The 19,745-nt window shown below is 59.7% G+C and carries 20 protein-coding genes; 16 read left to right on the top strand and 4 right to left on the bottom strand.

The window, feature by feature from the left end:
- Nucleotides 1-17: 17 nt before the first annotated feature.
- Complete coding sequence (locus FE840_RS08755) at nucleotides 18-419, bottom strand: acyl-CoA thioesterase (RefSeq protein WP_138285245.1); 402 nt, start codon at nucleotides 417-419, stop codon at nucleotides 18-20.
- Nucleotides 420-586: 167 nt separating this feature from the next.
- On the opposite strand from FE840_RS08755, the gene FE840_RS08750 reads away from it, so the two are divergent.
- The gene (locus tag FE840_RS08750) at nucleotides 587-1,522 is read left to right on the top strand and encodes a histone deacetylase family protein (protein WP_138285246.1); all 936 of its coding nucleotides are present in this window, start codon (nucleotides 587-589) and stop codon (nucleotides 1,520-1,522) included.
- A gap of 2 nt (nucleotides 1,523-1,524) precedes the next feature.
- Nucleotides 1,525-1,779: an exodeoxyribonuclease VII small subunit gene (locus FE840_RS08745; protein WP_138285247.1), complete on the top strand. Its 255-nt coding sequence runs from the start codon at nucleotides 1,525-1,527 to the stop codon at nucleotides 1,777-1,779.
- Nucleotides 1,780-1,887: 108 nt separating this feature from the next.
- Here FE840_RS08745 and FE840_RS08740 read toward each other — a convergent pair whose 3' ends face one another.
- Complete coding sequence (locus FE840_RS08740; RefSeq protein ID WP_138285248.1) at nucleotides 1,888-2,883, bottom strand: TerC family protein; 996 nt, start codon at nucleotides 2,881-2,883, stop codon at nucleotides 1,888-1,890.
- Between the two features lie 477 nt (nucleotides 2,884-3,360).
- Between FE840_RS08740 and FE840_RS08735 the strand changes: the two genes are divergently transcribed.
- From FE840_RS08735 to FE840_RS08680, 12 genes are all read left to right on the top strand, one after another.
- Entirely contained in the window at nucleotides 3,361-4,278 is a 918-nt protein-coding gene (locus FE840_RS08735; protein ID WP_246318899.1) for a TAXI family TRAP transporter solute-binding subunit, read from the top strand.
- 100 nt (nucleotides 4,279-4,378) lie between these two features.
- A complete protein-coding gene (locus FE840_RS08730; RefSeq protein ID WP_138285250.1) occupies nucleotides 4,379-6,502 on the top strand; it encodes a TRAP transporter permease in 2,124 nt (707 codons plus the stop codon).
- Nucleotides 6,499-6,888 (top strand): DUF1850 domain-containing protein, encoded by a 390-nt coding sequence (locus FE840_RS08725; protein WP_138285251.1) that lies wholly within the window; start codon nucleotides 6,499-6,501, stop codon nucleotides 6,886-6,888. Before FE840_RS08730 ends, FE840_RS08725 begins: the two co-directional genes overlap by 4 nt.
- A gap of 90 nt (nucleotides 6,889-6,978) precedes the next feature.
- Complete coding sequence (locus FE840_RS08720; RefSeq protein WP_138285252.1) at nucleotides 6,979-7,896, top strand: pirin family protein; 918 nt, start codon at nucleotides 6,979-6,981, stop codon at nucleotides 7,894-7,896.
- A gap of 101 nt (nucleotides 7,897-7,997) precedes the next feature.
- The gene (dxs, locus tag FE840_RS08715) at nucleotides 7,998-9,917 is read left to right on the top strand and encodes a 1-deoxy-D-xylulose-5-phosphate synthase (protein ID WP_138285961.1); all 1,920 of its coding nucleotides are present in this window, start codon (nucleotides 7,998-8,000) and stop codon (nucleotides 9,915-9,917) included.
- A 74-nt stretch (nucleotides 9,918-9,991) separates the two neighbouring features.
- Nucleotides 9,992-10,300 carry a type II toxin-antitoxin system TacA family antitoxin gene (locus FE840_RS08710; RefSeq protein ID WP_138285253.1) on the top strand — a complete coding sequence of 103 codons (309 nt, stop codon included), beginning with the start codon at nucleotides 9,992-9,994 and terminating at the stop codon, nucleotides 10,298-10,300.
- Nucleotides 10,297-10,842: a GNAT family N-acetyltransferase gene (locus FE840_RS08705; RefSeq protein WP_138285254.1), complete on the top strand. Its 546-nt coding sequence runs from the start codon at nucleotides 10,297-10,299 to the stop codon at nucleotides 10,840-10,842. The genes FE840_RS08710 and FE840_RS08705 overlap by 4 nt, the downstream gene beginning before the upstream one ends.
- 88 nt (nucleotides 10,843-10,930) lie before the next feature.
- Nucleotides 10,931-12,112, top strand: a complete 1,182-nt coding sequence (locus FE840_RS08700; RefSeq protein ID WP_138285255.1) for an MFS transporter — start codon at nucleotides 10,931-10,933, stop codon at nucleotides 12,110-12,112.
- 9 nt (nucleotides 12,113-12,121) lie between these two features.
- Nucleotides 12,122-12,463: a YkgJ family cysteine cluster protein gene (locus FE840_RS08695; RefSeq protein ID WP_138285256.1), complete on the top strand. Its 342-nt coding sequence runs from the start codon at nucleotides 12,122-12,124 to the stop codon at nucleotides 12,461-12,463.
- Between the two features lie 210 nt (nucleotides 12,464-12,673).
- Nucleotides 12,674-13,276, top strand: coding sequence for a superoxide dismutase (locus FE840_RS08690; protein ID WP_113375793.1), 603 nt, complete (start codon nucleotides 12,674-12,676; stop codon nucleotides 13,274-13,276).
- A 150-nt stretch (nucleotides 13,277-13,426) separates the two neighbouring features.
- Nucleotides 13,427-13,750: a hypothetical protein gene (locus tag FE840_RS08685; RefSeq protein WP_138285257.1), complete on the top strand. Its 324-nt coding sequence runs from the start codon at nucleotides 13,427-13,429 to the stop codon at nucleotides 13,748-13,750.
- 7 nt (nucleotides 13,751-13,757) lie between these two features.
- On the top strand, nucleotides 13,758-14,012 hold the full coding sequence (locus tag FE840_RS08680; protein ID WP_138285258.1) for a DUF2188 domain-containing protein: 255 nt from the start codon (nucleotides 13,758-13,760) through the stop codon (nucleotides 14,010-14,012).
- Between the two features lie 72 nt (nucleotides 14,013-14,084).
- Here FE840_RS08680 and FE840_RS08675 read toward each other — a convergent pair whose 3' ends face one another.
- On the bottom strand, nucleotides 14,085-16,118 hold the full coding sequence (locus FE840_RS08675; RefSeq protein WP_138285259.1) for a methyl-accepting chemotaxis protein: 2,034 nt from the start codon (nucleotides 16,116-16,118) through the stop codon (nucleotides 14,085-14,087).
- A gap of 193 nt (nucleotides 16,119-16,311) precedes the next feature.
- Entirely contained in the window at nucleotides 16,312-17,304 is a 993-nt protein-coding gene (locus tag FE840_RS08670; RefSeq protein ID WP_246318731.1) for a DUF4424 domain-containing protein, read from the bottom strand.
- Between the two features lie 390 nt (nucleotides 17,305-17,694).
- Here FE840_RS08670 and FE840_RS08665 point away from each other — a divergent pair, with 390 nt between their 5' ends.
- Together FE840_RS08665 and FE840_RS08660 are read left to right on the top strand one after the other, a co-directional pair.
- A complete protein-coding gene (locus FE840_RS08665; protein WP_138285261.1) occupies nucleotides 17,695-18,492 on the top strand; it encodes a TlyA family RNA methyltransferase in 798 nt (265 codons plus the stop codon).
- Entirely contained in the window at nucleotides 18,489-19,739 is a 1,251-nt protein-coding gene (locus tag FE840_RS08660; RefSeq protein WP_138285262.1) for a class I SAM-dependent RNA methyltransferase, read from the top strand. The genes FE840_RS08665 and FE840_RS08660 overlap by 4 nt, the downstream gene beginning before the upstream one ends.
- The last annotated feature ends 6 nt before the right edge of the window (nucleotides 19,740-19,745 follow it).

The raw sequence follows: 19,745 nt of genomic DNA, 5'->3' as shown, positions 1-19,745 counted from the left end.
AGCATGTGAGGAACACGTCAGGGAAGATAGCGATAGAGCCAATCGCGCAGATCTTCCGGCAAAGCGACGGCCGCCCCCGTGTCGCGGTTATGGGCGGTCCAAATGACGTCTATATCGGCAACGATGCGGTCATCGCAGTCGATGACAACATTAAAGCCGATCGACTTCCCGCCAATCTTGTTGATGTTGACGGTCAGCCGGATCTGGTCGTCCAGTTCCAGTCCGTGAAAGATGCGCAAATCGAGCTTTGAGACAGCAAAGCGAGGCTCGTCTTCCAAAGGCGGACGGTAACGCCAGAAATGACGAATAGCATCTTCGGCATAGGTCACATAGGCCGCCGTCTGGATCTCGCCTGAAATCGCGATATCCCGGTACTGTACCTGTGTTTCGATCACTTCGATACGTTCGATTTCGTCCATGTCATGCCCCGCATTCAGTTGATCCTAGGATATTTCCGCCTCCGTTACGAGTGTGATGGAACAACTACGCATGTCATCCTTTCAGGGCATGACGGGGGAAAGCCCGTATCCGAGGTAGAACATGTCCAATCGCCGCATTATGTTCTCGCCCGAAAGGGAAAGACATCATGCCCACACATCTTTATGAGAACCGCCTGTTTCTGGAGCATAAAACACCGGAGGGCCACCCCGAGCGTCCGGATCGGCTGCGCTCCCTGAACATCGCCCTCGAGCATCCGAACTTTGCGCGTCTGGTCAGGATCGAGGCCAAACAGGCCAATGAAGATGCGGTGACGCTCGCTCATCCCGAAGAGCATCTCTTTGCCGTCATGCGCGAGATTCCCGAGGAAGAGGACCGGATCAACCAGCTTGAGGCCGATACCTACGCATCGCAGAAAAGCCTGCAGGTGGTGCTGACGGCCATAGGCGGCGCCATGGCCGCCGTGGACGATGTCATGACAGGCAAGGCGGACAATGCCTTTGTCGCCGGCAGACCGCCCGGACACCATGCGGAAAGGTCCAAGGCGATGGGCTTCTGCTTCTTCAACACCGTTGCGATTGCCGCCCGCCATGCGCAGAAGGCCCATGGCGCCGAGCGCGTTGCGATTGTCGACTGGGATGTCCATCACGGAAACGGCACGCAGGACATCTTCTGGGATGATCCTTCGGTGCTGTTCTGCTCCACCCATCAGATGCCGCTTTATCCCGGCACCGGCGCAAAGGACGAAACCGGCAAGCACCGCAACATCGTCAATGCGCCGCTCTCGCCCAATGTCGGCTCCGATCATTTCCGCGAGGCCTTCAAGAGCCGGGTCCTGCCCGCACTCAACGACTTTGCACCCGATCTGATCCTGATTTCTGCCGGCTTCGATGCGCATCACCGCGATCCGCTGGCGCAGATCAATCTGGTGGGAGAGGATTTCGACTGGGCGACCGGACGGCTTCTGGAAGTTGCCGATCGCTTTGCCAAGAACCGGGTCGTCAGCCTGCTGGAAGGTGGCTATGATCTGGAGGGGCTTGCCGAGTCGGCTGGCCTGCATATCGCAAGACTGATGAAGGGTTGAGTATGTCCGACGCCGCCGTTTCCGCCGATCTCTCCGGGTATTCCTTCGAAAAAGCCGTGGCCGAGCTTGAAAGCATTGTCGCACGTCTGGAACGGGGCGATGTGGCGCTGGATGAATCCATCGCGATCTATGAACGCGGCGAGCTTCTGAAAAAGCATTGCGAACAGCTTCTGTCGGCCGCCGAAAACCGCATCGAGAAGATCCGCCTCGACCGCGCCGGCAAGCCAACCGGTGTCGAGCCGCTCGACGGCGCGTGACGTGGTCGGGCGATCTGTCGTCCTGATCCCTTCGCTGGCATCCGATAGCAGAATGGCCCCTTCCGGGGCCATTTGTCGTTTGTGCAAGTCCGTGGCATCCCGGCTGACTTACTCGGCAGGGGTCTTTGCCTCCAGGGTCTTCGACGGGCCGGTCTTCCACAGCGAATAGGCCACGCCGACGCCGAGGATGAGGAAGGTGATGCCGAGCGACCACTCCGGCGGGAACTTCTCCCAGCCCATGCCCCAGGCGATGAAGATCTTCGAGCCGATGAAGACCAGCAGCACGGACAGCGCATATTTCAGATAGCTGAAGCGATGCAGGATGGCGTCCAGCGCGAAATAGAGCGCGCGCAGGCCGAGGATCGCGAAGATGTTGGACGTGTAGACGATATAGGGGTCGGTGGTGATGGTGAAGACCGCCGGCACGGAGTCGACCGCAAAGACAAGATCAGCGATTTCAATCGTGATCAGCGCCAGGAAAAGCGGGGTTGCGAAGCGCCTCGTTGTGCCTGTTGCCGGGTCCGGCTTCTTCACGAAGAAATCATGTCCATGGATCTCCTCCGTCACGTTCAGGCGACGCTTGAGGAAACGGATCAGACCGTTTTCCTCGATCTTGTGCTCCTTGTCGGCGACAAAGAGCATCTTGATGCCCGTGAGGATCAAGAAGCCCGCGAACAAGTAGAGGACCCAATGATACTGGTCGACGATCGTGGCTCCGAGGCCAATCATGATACCGCGCAAGAGGATCACGCCGAGGATACCCCAAAACAGCACGCGGTGCTGGTATTCGCGCGGGATGGCGAAGAAGCTGAAGATCAGCGCGATGACGAAGATGTTGTCCATCGCCAGCGTCTTTTCCACGACAAAGGCGGTCAGATACTGGGCCGTCGCGGTTGCATCCATCTGCCAGTAGATGAAGCTGGAGAAGAGCAGCCCGAGCGTGATGTACATGGCCGAAAGCTTCAAGCTCTCGGCAATGCCGATTTCGTGGTCGTCCTTGTTGAGAACGCCGAGGTCAAAGGCCAGAAGCGCGATGACGAGTGTGAGGAAGAGCAGCCACATCCAGAGCGGCTTGCCGAGAAACAGAATGAGAAGAAGTTCCAAGATCAGACCTCGTTTGCAGGACCAGACTCGTGGCTGTGCAAACGCAATCCTTTTGGCAAGGCACGTCCGGGCATAGCATCGAGCCAACTCGATGCGGTCCGACATCACGAGGGAGATCCGTCGTCAGAGGGGCCCGGTCCGCGCCGCACAGATAATCGCTTCGCCGGAAATCCACAAGGAGGCCGCAAAAAGAAAGGTTGGCGTCTCGCTCTCCCGAGTGCGGCATATTCCCATACCACTACGGCCCGCCAAACGGAGGGATATGCACAAAAATGGCGATGCGGGGTGAAGACGGGGCTTCATATTCCGCTCAAGGGTCAGGCTCCTGACGGGCCGTTGAACGCGCACAGCCTGTGGCGAGGCAAGATTCAGCGGTTGACGCCCCCTGCTTGCCTCACCATGATGGCGCCATTGCGAATGTTGTTTGGGAGGACAATCATGCAGTTATCAAGACGTAGCGCCCTTTTTGCCGGTGTCATGGCAGCATCCGTCGCCTTTGGCATCACTACGGCGAAGGCCGAGCAGTTCATCAATGTTCTGACTGGCGGTACATCCGGCGTCTACTATCCGCTGGGCGTTGCCCTTTCGAAGATCTATGGCGAAAAGATCCCGGGTGTCCGCACACAGGTGCAGGCGACCAAGGCTTCCGTCGAAAACCTCAATCTCCTGCAGCAGGGCAAGGGTGAGATCGGCTTTGCGCTGGGTGACAGCGTCAAGCTCGCGGCGGAGGGCAATGAAGAGGCTGGCTTCAAGACGCCGCTCGACAAGCTGCGCGGGATAGCCGCCGTCTATCCGAACTATATCCAGATCGTGGCCTCGAAGGACTCGGGCATCACCACGCTCGACGGATTGAAGGGCAAGAGCCTTTCGGTCGGTGCGGCAAAATCCGGAACCGAGCTCAACGCGCGGGCAATCCTGACGGCTGCCGGCATGAGCTATGACGATCTCGGCAAGACCGAATATCTGCCCTTTGCCGAATCCGTCGAGCTGATCAAGAACCGTCAGCTGGACGCCACTCTGCAGTCGGCTGGTCTTGGTGTAGCATCGCTGAAGGACCTTTCGACCTCCGTGCCGATCACCGTTGTCGCCGTGCCGGAGAGCATCGCGACGACGCTTGGTGCCCCTTATGTGGCGGCAACCATTCCGGCCGGCACCTATGAAGGCCAGACGGAGGATGTCTCGACGGTTGCCGTCGTCAACTTCCTGGTGACGCATTCCGACGTTTCGGATGATCTCGCCTATGAGATGACCAAGCAGCTCTTCGAAAACCTGCCTGACATGGTCGCTGCACATCAGGCGGCGAATGCAATCAAGCTGGAGGAAGCGACCAAGGGCATGCCGATCCCGCTCCATCCGGGCGCCGAGCGCTACTACAAGGAAAAGGGCATGCTGTGAGGCCTCGCCTCACCCTTTGACCCAACAACAGAGACTCCGGCGACTGTCACAGTCTGCCGGGGTTTCGGTTTTGTCGCATGCTAGCTGAACGGATGACCTGATGAGCGCCGAGACTGTCGCCACCCCTACCCATGTGATCGTGCCGCCGGACGACCATGAGCGGCATTTTCCGAAGACCGCGGAAGGTCATCTGCTTTACGGGATCGCGATTGCTTTCTCACTGTTTCAGATCGCAACGGCTGCCCATCTCATCGACATGCCAAGTCAGCTGGTCCGATCATTCCATGTGGGTTTTCTGTTGCTTCTCGGCTTTCCGCTTGTGGCTGCGAACCTGCGTAAGGGTGCCATCTACAAAGCCATGGCCTGGGGGCTCGCAGGCCTCGCTGTGGCTGTCGCCTTTTACCAGTACATCGAATACGAGCCTCTGCTTTTTCGCGCCGGCGATCTGATGACCCGCGACGTGGTGTTCGGCGTCATTGCAATCGGTACAATCTTTATCGCTGCCTGGATGATCATTGGTCCGGCGCTGCCGATCATCTCCGGTATTTTCCTCGCATACTGCCTGTTCGGGCAGTATCTGCCCTCGCCACTCAATCACCGGGGCTATGATTTCGCCCAGGTCATCGACCACATGGCCTATGGCACGGAGGGCATTTATGGCGTTCCGATCTTCGTTTCGTCGTCCTTCATTTTCCTGTTCATCCTGTTCGGGTCATTTCTCGAACGGGCGGGGATGATCAAGCTCTTCACCGACGTGTCACTCGGTCTTGTCGGGTATAAGCGAGGTGGGGCCGCCAAGGTCTCGGTCATTTCCTCCGGTTTCATGGGCACGATCTCGGGTTCGGGCGTGGCCAATGTGGTGACCACGGGCCAGTTCACCATTCCGCTGATGAAGCGCTTCGGCTATCGCCCCGCCTTTGCTGGCGGCGTCGAGGCCACGTCTTCCATGGGCGGGCAGATCATGCCGCCGGTCATGGGTGCCGTTGCCTTCATCATGGCCGAGACACTGGGAGTCGAATATGCCGAGATCGTCAAGGCAGCCCTCATTCCGGCGATCCTCTATTTCGCCTCGGCCTTCTGGATGGTGCATCTGGAAGCGGGCAAGCGCGGGCTGGTCGGGCTTGACCCGAAGGACCTGCCCTCGCCGCTGCAAGCCATTACGAAACAATGGTATCTGCTGCTGCCACTTGCTGCCCTCGTCTGGCTGTTGTTTTCCGGCTACACACCGCTGTTTGCCGGGACGGCAGGACTTGGGCTCACCATGCTGCTCGTTCTCGGCAGCTCGGTTGCCATCGGCCTTTCCAACACCGTGATCCGGACGATCTTCTGGATCGGGCTCGGCATCGCAGGCGCCTCCTTCTTCCAGTATGGCTTCAAGTCGGTCCTGATTGCCATTGTCGTGCTGATCGCGTGGAACTTTTTCGTCAAGGGCGGTCGCGAGGCATTGAAGCTCAGCGTCGACAGCCTTGCGGACGGTGCCAAGACCGCCCTGCCCGTTGGTGTGGCCTGCGCAATCGTTGGGATCATTGTCGGTACGATGACACTGACAGGAGCTGCCAATACCTTCGGTCAGTTCGTGGTCGCTGTCGGGCAACACAGCCTGTTCCTGTCGCTGGTGCTCACCATGCTGACCTGTATCGTGCTCGGCATGGGTATTCCCACCATTCCAAACTACATCATCACCTCCTCGATTGCGGGTCCTGCCTTGCTGGAACTCGGCGTGCCGCTGATCGTCAGCCACATGTTCGTCTTCTATTTCGGCATTCTGGCCGATCTCACGCCGCCTGTCGCCCTTGCCTGCTTTGCCGCTGCCCCGATTGCCAAGGAATCGGGTCTGAAGATCTCGATGCAGGCGATCAAGATCGCGGCTGCCGGCTTTGTCATACCCTTCATGGCCGTCTATACGCCGGCCCTGATGCTGCAGGATGGCGGACCGCTGGCTGAAAGCATCGGCTATCCCCTGGCGGTCGCCTATATCCTGATCAAGACCGTCACAGCGATCGGGCTCTGGGGCATCGCCGTGATCGGGTATCTCAACGGGCCGCTGCCGATGCTGCACAGGCTTCTCGCGGCGACAGCGGCGTTCTTCCTGGTCGCAGCGTTGCCCATCACGGACGAGATTGGCGGGGCACTTGTTCTGCTGTTTGCATTTCTGGCCTGGAAGTATCCCGGCAAGACCAAGGCGCGTGAGACGGCTTCCTCCCCACCGGTGGAACCGGCATGAGCCTCTGCATCACCGTTCTTAGCAAGACATTGCTGGTGCCGGTGATGAGCTTTTCGCTGTCCTGGACACATTCCGTCGAGAAGGTCGAATGGCGGGAGGACTGGAGCGTGACCCCGGCCGGCCTTGAACTGAAGACCGCCTATATCAAGGGGTCCGGTGCCGGGATGGAGCCCGGCGAAGGTGCCGTGCTGGACGATGGCTGGTGGCGCTGGAAGCCGCGAGGAGCTGCCATACCGGAACTCCGGCTTGCGGCTTCGGGCGCGACCGGCGGCGGCTGGACGCTTTGCCATGAGGGCGGCTGCCTGCCGCTTGGACGTGAGGCCGGGTCTGACAGTGTGCTATGGCCTTGTGACGGACCGACGTCCAATCAAGACACGGAACAATGATGGTATGGAAACACTGCGTCCATCGGCGTGCTGCTGCAGTCGCAACAGACCCGTGCTAGGACTGGTGCATCAAGACAGGAGAGCCATGCCATGTCCTTCTTTCCCGGCACCGACCCCGTTCCCGGTAATGCTCTGGCCTGCGAAGCCATCGAGCATCTGATCATCCCGCGCTCCAGCGATATCGGCGGTTTTTCGGTGCGGCGGGCCCTGCCCTCCTCCAGGAGGCGGCTCGTCGGGCCGTTCATCTTCTTCGACCGGATGGGACCGGCAGTCCTTAAAGCCGGCGAAGCGATGGATGTGCGCCCGCATCCGCATATCGGCCTCTCCACTGTCACCTATCTGTTCGACGGGGAGATCAAGCACCGCGACAGCCTTGGCACCGAGCTTGTGATCGCGCCTGGCGATATCAACCTGATGACCGCCGGACGCGGCATCGTGCATTCGGAACGGACGCCGGAGAATCTCAGAGGGCATCCGCTGTCGATGTCGGGCCTGCAGACATGGATAGCCCTGCCGGACCAGATGGAGGAGATTGATCCCGCCTTTGCCCATACCAGCAAGGCGGAACTGCCTGTCTTCGACAGCGGCGGGGCTTCGGGTCGTCTGGTGATCGGCGCAATGGGCGGGCTTCGCTCGCCGGTCAAGACATTTTCCGAAACGCTCTATGTCGACCTGACGCTTGCCCCCGGCGCGCGCTTTCCGTTTGATGCCGGCCAGGAAGAGCGGGCGCTTTATGTGCTGTCGGGTGAGATCGAGATTGCTGGTGATCGTTTCGCTGCCGATCAGCTGCTTGTCTTCAGACCCGGTGACGAGATCACCCTCATCGGAGGCGCACAGGGCTGTCATGTGATGCTCTTCGGTGGCGCGGCCATGGGTTCGAAGAAACATATCTGGTGGAATTTTGTTTCGTCGTCGAAAGAGCGCATCGAACAGGCCAAGGAAGAGTGGAGAACGGGTCGTTTTGACATTGTTCCGGGGGACGAAGAGGAATTCATCCCTTTGCCCTAGGCCCGATGGCGTCTATATAAGCGGTTGGTGCTGCTGAATTGCCCTGATCGCTCAAGGGTGATATCGCGCACCCAATGACGATAGGAAGAGGCAATAGCCCCGTGACATCCCTGCCCGATACGCCGATCCTGGACAAGGTCAAGTTTCCTGCTGATCTGAAATCCATCGAAGACCGCGACTTGCCGCAATTGGCCCGTGAAGTACGGGACGAGATGATCGACGCGGTGTCGAAGACGGGTGGTCACCTGGGCGCCGGTCTCGGTGTTGTTGAACTGACGATTGCGATCCACAAGGTCTTCAACACGCCGGACGATCGGTTGATCTTCGATGTCGGGCACCAGTGCTATCCGCACAAGATTCTGACCGGACGACGCGACCGCATCCGCACGCTGCGCCAGGAAGACGGGCTTTCCGGTTTTACCAAGCGGGCGGAAAGCGAATACGATCCCTTTGGCGCCGCCCATTCCTCGACCTCCATTTCTGCCGGTCTCGGCATGGCCATTGCCGCCGAGTTGTCGCAAACGGACCGCAAGGTGATTGCGGTGATCGGTGATGGCGCGATGAGTGCGGGCATGGCCTATGAGGCGCTGAACAATGCCGGGGCACTCGATGCAAGGCTGATCGTCATCCTCAACGACAACGACATGTCGATTGCGCCGCCGACGGGTGCGATGAGCGCCTATCTGGCGCGGTTGGCCTCCGGTCGCACCTATATGGGTTTCCGCGACTTCGGCAAGAAGCTGACGGCCTATCTTGGCAAGACCGTCGACCGGGCGATTACCCGCGCGGTCGAGCATGCGCGCGGCTATGTGACGGGCGGCACCATGTTCGAGGAGCTCGGCTTCTATCACATTGGCCCGATTGACGGACATTCCTTCGAGCACCTGCTGCCGGTGCTGCGCAATGTGCGCGACAATGCCAAGGGCCCCGTTCTCATCCATGTGGTAACCCAGAAGGGCAAGGGATATCCGCCGGCGGAAGCAGCCGCCGACAAGTATCACGGCGTCAACAAGTTCGATGTCATTACCGGCACGCAGGCCAAGGCCAAGCCGAATGCGCCGAGCTACACCTCAGTTTTTGGCGAAGCACTGGTGCAGGAAGCCCGGTTTGACGAGAAGATCGTCGGGATTACCGCTGCCATGCCCTCCGGCACCGGTCTCGACAAGCTGCAGAGCGTTTTTCCCAAGCGCACCTATGATGTTGGCATTGCCGAGCAGCATGCGGTGACGTTTGCCGCTGGCCTTGCCTCTCAGGGCTACAAGCCGTTTTGCGCACTCTACTCCACCTTCCTGCAGCGCGGCTACGACCAGGTTGTGCATGACGTGGCGATCCAGGGGTTGCCGGTGCGTTTCCCGATCGATCGTGCAGGCTTCGTCGGTGCAGATGGCCCGACCCATGCCGGCTCGTTCGATATCGGCTTTCTATCGTCCCTGCCGGGCTTTGTGGTGATGGCGGCGGCAGACGAGGCGGAACTGAAGCATATGGTGCGCACAGCAGCCGCTTATGACGAGGGCCCGATTTCCTTCCGATATCCGCGTGGCGAGGGTGTTGGCATTCCCATGCCGGAGCGCGGCGAAATCCTGGAGATCGGCAAGGGCCGCATTGTCAAGGAAGGCAGCAAGGTTGCTCTCCTGTCCTTCGGCACGCGTCTTGCCGAGTGTCTTCTGGCCGCCGAGGATCTCGATGCTGCCGGCCTCTCCACGACTGTTGCGGATGCGCGCTTTGCCAAGCCGCTGGATCACGACCTGATCCGCCAGCTGGTGCGCCACCATGCCGTTCTTGTCACCATCGAAGAAGGTGCAGTTGGTGGCTTCGGCAGTCAGGTCATGCATATGCTGGTCAATGAAGGCCTGCTCGACGGCGGGCTCAAGGTGCGCTCGCTCGTGCTTCCCGATTGCTGGATGGATCAGGCCAAGCCGGAGACCATGTATGCCAAGGCTGGCCTTGATGCTGCCGGCATCATGAAGACGGTTTTTGCAGCTCTTGGCGAGGGCCGGACCGGGGTGAATGCTGCGGGTTGAGGCTCGTCAGGAGGCTTGATTGAAATGTACGCCAAAATGGCGTACAGTTGTGGCGAAACGTGAGGGCCGCCATCATGAGCACAGCCAAGGACATCCGCCAAACCAAGGACGATCGTGCGACGGAGCGGATGCACTTTCGCACCAAGCCGCATGTGAAACAGGCGATCCAGCGCGCCGCTGCGATCAGCGGTGTCGATGAAACGGCTTTTGCGATGAACGCAGCCTATGCTTCGGCGCTCGCGACCATCGAAGCCCATGAACGGACGCTTCTGCAACCGATCGATCACAAAGCCTTCTTCGACGCACTCGATAACCCGCGCCCCCCGACCGACGCCTTGCGAGAAGCCTTCGCCAGCCACAAATCGCGCGTCATCAGCAGATGAAGCACGAGGGGGACTCGGTCATCATCGAGTTGCTCGATCCCGAGCGCCATGATCGGGACAAGTTCTCCTGCGGCGTCGAAACGGTCGACAACTATTTCCGCAAGACCGCGAACAAGCTGGCCAAGGCCGGCAATGCCCGCGTCTACGTGATGACCTTTGAGAACGGCGATGTGATCGGCTTCTATGCCCTCAATGCCCATTCTGTCGATTTCACGGAGCTACCATCTCGCTACGCCCGGACCCGCCCATCCCACGGCGCGATCCCTGCCGCCTTCATTTCCATGATCGGTGTAGACCAGCGATATGCCGGACAAGGCTATGGCGGCGATCTGCTCGCCGACGCCTTGCTGCGGATCGTGCAGGCAGCCGAGCGGATCGGTATTGCAGTGGTCATTCTGGACGTGCTGGATGACGGCAATCGAGATCATGTAGCCCGTCGAAAGACCCTCTACCTGCGTTACGGTTTCGAGGCGCTGCCGTCGAACCCACTCCGTCTATTCTTGCCGGTGGCAACCATACGCGAGACACTGGAGACCCTCTGAGACGTGACGCCCTCTCTGGACTTCCCCAGGCACCGCCGCTAGACCGGGCCTTCAATCGTCGGGCGCTGGAATGCGCCTCGGAGGCCTCATGCAAACGGCACATACCACGGATATCGCATCTGACTTTGCGCCCGACTGGGCAGCAATTGCCGTTGTCGTCATGGGCGTGACATGCTTTGCTGTCGGGCAGGGGCTGACCTATCCGCTGATCGCGCTGATCCTTGAGAGCCGTGGCGTTTCGCCGAGTGTGGCCGGGCTCAATGCTTCGGTCTTTGCACTCGGACTCGCCTCCTCCACTCTTCTTATCGGTAAGCTGACTTCGATGGTGCGCGGCGACAGGCTGATTGTTGCATCGCTGGTTGGCGTTTCGCTGGCACTCACAACATTTTCTATGTTCGACCAGCTCTGGGTCTGGTTCGTTGCGCGGTTCGCACTCGGGTTCTGCACCAGCATCATCTACACCGTCAGCGAAGCCTGGCTGAATACGGCCTGTCCGGATCGCATTCGGGGACGCGTCTCGGGGATCTACAGTGCGGGCATGTGCGCGGGCTTTGCCGCAGGGCCGCTCGCCATTCCGCTCGTTGGTATCGAGGATGGTTTTGCCTTTGCCATGACGGCTGCCTATGTGGCGCTCGTCGCCTTCGCCTCGGTCATGCTCGGTCGCTACGCCAAGACCAAGCCGGAGGCCTCGGAAGCCGGAGGGCTCCTCACCTTCGTCAGGCTCGCGCCCATCCTCACGCTGATGGTGCTGGCCTTCGGCTTTTCGGATATCGCGGCGATTTCCATGATCCCGCTCTATTTCGTCGAGCGTGGCTACAGCCAGAATTTTGCAGCCTTCGTCGTGACCATGGTCGCCCTGCCGACGGCGCTGGCTCAGCCCTTTGTCGGCTGGCTGCTGGACCGGGTTTCGCGACCGGCTATCGCTGCCTATGGGGCGCTGCTGACAGCCATTGCCTTCCTCCTGCTGCCCTTGATGGAATCGCAGGTGGCCCTGCTGATCACCATATCGATCCTTGGGGCTGCAAGCTTCTCGCTCTACACCGCCGCCCTCACCTTGCTGGGTGAACGATTCAGGGGCGGCTTGCTGGTGTCCGGTGCTGCGGTCTATGCGCTGACCTATGCAATCGGCAGCGCATTCGGCTCGGGCGCGACGGGCTTCACCATGGACTGGATCGGAATTGATGCCGGTCCGGTGTCGACCGGTCTCGTCATGGTGATCTTCACGGTGATCTTTGCCGCAAACGTGTTGCGCCTGCACGGCAGGGCGTGAGGTTCCAATATGCTTGAGACATCACCACCCGAGATCTTCGACTGCCAGACCTGCGGTGCATGCTGTGCCTATTCAGCGGACTGGCCGCGCTTCTCGCTCGAAAGCGATGAGGAACTGGCTGCCATCCCCGAGGCGATGATTGCCGAGGACGAGAGCGGGATGAAGTTCGAGAACGGTCGGTGTGCAGCGCTTACCGGCGAGGTCGGCAAGCATGTCGGTTGCACCGTCTACCTCGTGCGCCCGCATGTCTGCCGAACCTGCATGCCGGGTGACGAGGAATGCAGGATTGCGCGTGCTGCATTCGGTTTTACCGTCGAAGGGCTGCCAGAGCCAGAGGTCTATTTCGAGTGACCCGTTCCACAAGATCAGCAGAGATATGAGGGTTGCTTTTGCCAGGGACCACAGGCAACGAAAATCTTTTGCGTCTGACGGGATGAGGAATCCAAACATTCTGCGAGAGGGAACAATTTTGGTGTGTCCTAGGTTGCCACCCCAAGGTTCCGCACCTATGTTCCCGTCACCCGCCAAAACGCAAATCTATTGCCAAGAGGAGAAACCACCATGGCCTTCGAATTGCCTGCCCTTCCCTATGCTTACGACTCGCTGGCGCCGTTCATGTCGGCTGAAACCCTTGAGTTTCACCACGACAAGCACCACCAGGCCTATGTGACCAACGGCAACAATCTCCTGAAGGATTCGGGCCTCGAGGGCTTGTCGCTGGAAGAGGTGGTCAAGCAGTCCTATGGCAAGAATGCGGGCCTCTTCAACAATGCCGGCCAGCACTATAACCACATCCACTTCTGGAACTGGATGAAGAAGGATGGCGGCGGCAACAAGCTGCCGGGCAAGCTGCAGGCTGCCATCGACAGCGACCTCGGCGGCTATGACAAGTTCAAGGCCGATTTCGTTGCCGCTGGCACCACCCAGTTCGGCTCCGGCTGGGCCTGGCTCTCCGTCAAGGACGGCAAGCTCGAAATCTCCAAGACCCCGAACGGCGAAAACCCGCTGGTGCATGGCGCATCCCCGATCCTCGGCGTCGATGTCTGGGAGCATTCCTACTATATCGACTACCGCAATGCCCGTCCGAAGTATCTTGAAGCCTTCGTCGACAGCCTGATCAACTGGGATTACGTGCTGGAAATGTATGAGGCCGCGACCAAGTAATCTGGTACCAGCAACATGATCATGGCGCCCGGTGCGGAAACGTACCGGGCGCTTTGTATTTCGAGAGATGTGAGCGCGGCAACGGAACAAATAGAGGCGGCTTCCGGTTTCTTCCCTGAGTTTCAATGAGACAAAAGGAAAGGAACGGACGTGGCGACCAGCAACCTCCAGGCAGAATTACGCGAGCTGCGCGAACAGATGAGTGAATTGAGCGAGATCATCTCGACCCAGGCAAGGCGTCGGGGCCGGGATGCGCGTCATGAGGCATCCAGCGCCCTGCATAGCGCGGCACGTCGCGCCGGTGATGTCGCGGACTATGCACGTGACGGCATCGACAGCATGACCGGCATGGCGCGGCGGCATCCGGCGGCGACCTCCACGGCCCTGCTGACGCTTGGTCTAATTGGCATCGCGATCGGCTATATGGCGGCAACATCTACCCCACCGGTGCGCGACAAGCGCTGGCACTGGTAAACCGCTCATGCAGAAGATCACCTATCACATCGTGCGTCATGATGACGGCTTTGCCTATCGGCTCGGCGACGTTTATTCAGAGCCCTTTGCCAGCCATCAGGACGCGGTTGTCGCTGCAAGGCAGGCTGCGGCATCGCAGCAATTGGCAGGTGGCGATGCAGACATCGCCTGGCAGGACGAGGCGGGTCACTGGCATCATGAACGTGTCGATGGCGCTGACCGCCCCATGACTGATGTCGTTGATGATGTGGATGATGACTGACTGCAGCCAAGGTTGCAGGTCCGGATGGAACAAAGCCCGCTTGTCGCGGGCTTTGTCATGCATGTTTCCCAATCAGAATTCGGTCCAGTCCTGCTTGACCGGCTCGGCGGGTGCTGTGGCAAAGGCCTTGCCCAATTTGTCGGCCAAGGCGCGCGCCGGAGAGGGACGTCTGGCGGGCGTGTCGGTCGGGGACGCAGCGACCGGCCCCCTGATGATCGGGCGAGAGCCTGAGGCTACCGGGGATGCAGCTCTCGACGGTGCGGAGACCGAACTGGAGGGACGCGTGAATGCGGTACCGCCTGAAGCAGACGTTACCGCAGCGGCCTGCACGCCCAGGCGGAACTGAGACAGAAGCGTATCGAGGGAGGAGGCTTCTACCGCCAGGGCATGACTTGCAGCCGTCTGCTGCTCGACCATGGCAGCATTCTGCTGGGTTCCCTTGTCCATCGCATTGACGGCCGTGAAGACCTCTTGAAGACCGACAGACTGTTCGCGGGCAGCCGTTACGATTGCAGCGACGTTGTCATTGATCTCCTGCACGGCTGACACGATCTTTTGCAGCTCATCTCCCGTTTCTCCGACAAGGGCGACCCCATTGTCCACCTGTGCCGTCGAATTGGAAATCAGCGCCTTGATTTCCTTGGCCGCATTTGCCGACCGCTGAGCAAGCTCTCTCACTTCCTGGGCAACAACGGCAAATCCCTTGCCGGCCTCGCCTGCACGCGCCGCTTCAACGCCGGCATTGAGTGCGAGAAGATTGGTCTGGAACGCGATATCCTCGATCACGCTGATGATGTTGGAGATCGACTGGGATGACTGCTCGATGCCCTGCATCGCTGCAACAGCATTCTGCACCACTTCGCCCGAGCGTTCTGCTCCGGCACGGGTACGGCGCACCAGTTCGCCGGCGTCTTCGGCACGCTTTGCCGTATCCTTGACGGTGCGGGTAATCTCTTCCAGAGCAGCTGCTGTTTCTTCAACCGAGGCTGCCTGCTGTTCGGTTCTGCGGGCAAGGTCATCGGCAGAGGCACGAATTTCTGCGGCGCCAGCATTGATCGCGGTCGCGTTGGCACCAACGGAACGCAGGGCGGCATGAAGCTTTTCAAGAGAGTCATTGAAGTTGACGCGCAGACTGTCGAGGCGGGCGGCAAAAGGCTCCTCCAGGCGATAGGCAACGTCGCCATTCGAAAGCGCCTGAAGACCATCTGCCAGGCGGCGCACCGCAAAAGCGACTTCTTCCGCCTCGCGGGCCTTCTCCGCCTCGCTCGTCTTGCGCTCGGCTTCGGCCTGATCCCTCAACGACTGACGCTCGTGGGACAGACGCATGCGCTCCAGTGAGGCTTCCTTGAAGACGATGACGGCCTTGGCCATTTGCCCAACCTCGTCGCCACGATCAAGGGCGGGCACGTCAATATCGGTGTCGCCATCGGCAAGACGTGTCATCGCCGATGTCATGCCTGCGATTGGCGTCACGATGGATCGCGACAGGGCGAAGATCAGTGCCACTGAGGCAATGCCGGCAACCCCTCCACCGAGAAGCAGGGCAAAGTAGATGTTGAGGTGCGCGGAGGCGAGCGCCGTCTGGGCGTCGACGGCACGTTGCCCGACCAGTTCCTTCACTTGTAGCGCCGCCTGCCGGAAAGTCTCCAGCTCATTCGTCGACTGGCTGGCAGCAAGGCCGGCAATATCCAGAACCTGTCCTGACTGACGGGCTTGCATCTGGGGTGTGACAACCGTGTTGAAGTAACCATCGGCGGCTGCCCGCATGGCATCGAGCGATGTCAGGACTTCCGCATCCCCCTGCGCCGTGCGTGCTGCTTCGTTGATCGCGCTCTGCAGCTGTTCACGATTTGCCAGAACAGCGGCACGCTGCGCGGGATCGCCAGTGACAAGATATTCGCGCTGATGAACAACCTGTTCGAGAAGTTGGACAACAGCCTCTTGCACCTGCCCGAGAACGCGGTAGGCACCATCCGCATTCGCGGCGTCCGACCGGGCAGAGTAGGCCTGCACAAACACAACCAATGAGGCAAGGAAGCAACCGGCCATTATGGAGGAGAAGGTCAGGATGAGCTTCTTGTTCAGAGACAAATTTCTTAAAGACATACCGCGATTTCCCTGGGCGAGGCGATCAGCAAAGGACCGAAAAACCATTATATTAGAGGGATTTAATTCATGATCGCGCTCGGTCCCGCGCCTGCATCATGCGACGCTTTTCCAAGACCTTTGGCTCAATCGGGCGGATAATGCCCCAAGCCGATTGACGGTTGGTTACCAAGTTATGGCAGAAGCTATACAATCAATAGTTGACGGGAACAATCAAAAGAAGATCCAGATCCCGTTGAGGATAGAAGTCGGTGGCCGTCATCTCGAAAGTCGTCGGCCCGACCTTCCTGACACCTTCACCGCAGAAGCTGATGTAGTTCTTCTCGTGCTCCTTATCCACAGTCAGCTTGAAATTCTCGATGGGTCCGGCCCAATTGGCACCTGTCGTCAGGATGTAGGAAAGCCAGCGCTCGAAATAGACGTTGCCAGTCTCGAAATTCTGGTTCTTTTCGAGACGTGCCGCGAGCTTCATGAAGTCATCGTCAATGCAATAGCGTTCCTTGTATTCGGCATATGCTTCGGTCGGCTTTCCGTCCTGGATGAACACCATGGCAACCGTGCCGCCGACGCTGGGTCGATAGGCATGGCTGACAGCGACATCCTTGCCGGGCGGGAAGGTGGTTTCCCACCAATAGACCGCATCAAGCTCCCAGGCCGGATAATAGTCCGGAGGCGGTGCGCCGTTTTCCGCATAGGCCATGTTGATGATCAGCCCCTGGCTCTCCCACCTTGACAAAACGTCAGGCGAAACAGCTCTCAATGCTGCGGAGGTCGCCTCCGCAAAAGGCTGCAAGGGAACCCCGTGCGCCTGAAGCTCCGCTGTGAAATCGATGCCTTTCAGCAGTGCCCGTTGCTGCAGATTGGGCGTGATGGATTTGCCGTCCTGGGTGACGGAGAAGCCCATGAAATTGTCGCTCTCCTGATCGGGAATATCCGCCATGGAATAGGGATCGCCGCCGATGCGCGGCATCGGAAAAGCAACGATGGTCGAGAAGGGCTCGTTGCTGTCGTTGCGGTAGACATAGTCCACCGTCACCCTGGTCGGCGAAATGTAGAGATCCTCCCTCACCATCCGGATCGTATCGCTTCGGGTAAAGACAAGACCACCGGAGCCCAGGACTGCGGTGGTATCATTGGCATGAACCGAAGGCGCTGCAAGCATGCAGAGCGCAAGTGTGGCAAGCATACGTCTGGAACCAACTGGCCGACTCATCATCCATTCCCCATTCGCACAATCCTGCGAGGAGTTAGACGTAAGCCTCTCGCATTCGTCAATGGTCAGAGAAAAGAAGAAGCCCCCCGGGCCCGAATCCGGAGGGCTTCTGCAAATCGGCGTCCGGGGAGGGAATGACGCCGGCACGGTCAAGGGTTCCTGATCCGGACCCGACAGAGGAGGTAGGGTCAATCCGGAGACCTGCTGCCAGATTAGTCCGCATTCATTAAACGATTACTAATTAAACCATCGCGGACATGATTTTTCGTATTGCAACTCAACAATTCCGGAAAAACTCTTCGGCTCACAACGTCGCCCAGGAAAAGACTTGCGTCATGTGCGCCCTCCCGTCATTGACGGAGCATGAAGACACGTCCCGAACCTCAACGCCTCGACCAGCTGCTGGTTGCCCTTAATCTTTTTGCCAGTCGCGCCCGTGCGCGCGACGCGATCCAGCGCGGCACTGTCAAGGTCGACGGCAAGGTCGTGACCAAGCCCAGCCTCGTCTTCGCTGCAACGCATGAGTTTACCATCGATGATCCAGCCCAGGATTATGTGTCCCGTGCGGCCTTGAAGCTCGTTGCCGGCCTTGATCGCTTCGGACTCGATCCCAGCGGCTGCGACTGTCTCGATGTCGGCGCCTCGACCGGCGGCTTTACAGAGGTTCTGCTCAAGCGCGGCGCCGGGCATGTGACATCGGTGGATGTCGGTCACGGCCAGTTCCATCCGAGATTGGCAAGCGATCCTCGCGTTACCAATATCGAGGGTCTCAATGCCCGCTACATGGAAGCCGAAGATATTGATGACCGCGAGATCGACTTCATCGTGTCTGATGTCTCGTTCATTTCCCTGAAGCTTGCGCTGGTGCCTGCCTTGGAGCTTGCCGTGCCTGGCGCTCACTGCCTGCTGCTCGTCAAGCCGCAATTCGAAGCCGGGCGCGAGGCGATCAGCAAGGCCGGCCTGCTGAAGGAGCCGGAGACGGCGCCGCTGGTTGCGGCCGAACTGGAACGCTGGCTGGTCGAGGACATGGGCTGGGAAAGCCTGGGTCTCATCCCCTCGCCGATTGCCGGTGGCGATGGCAATGAAGAGTTCCTGCTCGCCGGTCGCAAGCCCGCCGAGGCCGATCTCGATGGGGATGACCGCGACGAGGATGATGCATGAGCACCGAGACACTCACAATCCAAAGCCTCGGAGCGCAGGGTGATGGCGTGGCTCACGGCGAAAAGGGTCCGGTCTTCGTACCATTTTCCTTGCCTGGCGACACCGTCGCCGTTGCCCGCGTGAAGGACCAGGGCACGATCATGTCGATCACCAGCCCCTCCCCTGATCGGGTGGAGCCTCCATGCCGGCATTTTGGTCCTGACGGGGTCGGTGGAGCCTGCGGCGGGTGTTCGCTTCAGCATATGGCGAAACCGGCCTATAACATCTTCAAGCGCGACAGCGTTGCTGCGGCCCTGGCATCCAAGGGGCTGAAGCCGGAGATCTGCCCGACCTTTGAGGCGCATCCCGGAGAGCGCCGCCGGCTCGTCTACACGGTCAGGCGTCGCGAAGGTGCCCTCATCATCGGCTTCAACCAGGCCGGAACCCGGCATGTGGTGCCGATCGAGGAATGTCCCATCCAGTCACCCGGGCTTTTCTCGAAGCTCCCTGCCCTCAAAGCCATCGCCAAAGCCTGCAATTCGGATGCCTTCCGCCTCGTTGTCACGGAGACCATGACAGGGCTCGACGTGTCCGTCGAAGGATTGCAGGGCGGGATGGCCGACCGCGAGAAACGCGGTCTTACCGATGTGGTTATGAAGCTGGCAGGGATTGCGCGCGTTTCCGTCAACGGAGAAATCATCATCGAGCCAGTGAAGCCCCAGCTCGATTTTGGTGGTGCGCGCGTGGTTCTCCCGCCGGGAGCCTTCACCCAGGCAACGGCCGAGGCCGAGGAAGAGATGGCGCGGCTGGCGATTGCCCATATCGGCAAGGCAAAACGTGTTGCCGATCTCTTTGCCGGGATCGGGACATTTGCCCTTCGGATGGCAAGGGTCGCGCAGGTGCATGCGGTGGAATCCGACGAGAAAGCGGTGAAGGCGCTGGACCATGCTGCACGCAACACCCAGGGCATCAAGCCGGTCAGCGTCGAGCGCCGTGATCTCTTTCGCCGCCCGATGATGGCGTCCGAACTGAAGACGATGGATGCGGTGGTCTTCGACCCGCCACGCGCAGGTGCGGAGGACCAGTGTCGCGAGCTTGCCCGCTCATCGGTGAAGAAGATCGTGGCAATCAGCTGCAATCCGCTCACGCTGGCGCGGGATCTCGCGATCCTGACGGCGGGTGGCTACCGGATCCATCAGGTCACGCCAATCGACCAGTTTCTGTGGTCGCCGCATGTCGAGGCAGTGGCGACGCTCACCAAGGGCTGACGTTGG

The sequence above is a fragment of the Peteryoungia desertarenae genome (assembly GCF_005860795.2).
In the GTDB taxonomy this organism is placed as follows: Bacteria; Pseudomonadota; Alphaproteobacteria; order Rhizobiales; family Rhizobiaceae; genus Allorhizobium; species Allorhizobium desertarenae.
Note: the sequence above shows the minus strand (reverse complement) of the source record. Positions and strands in the feature narration are given on the sequence as shown.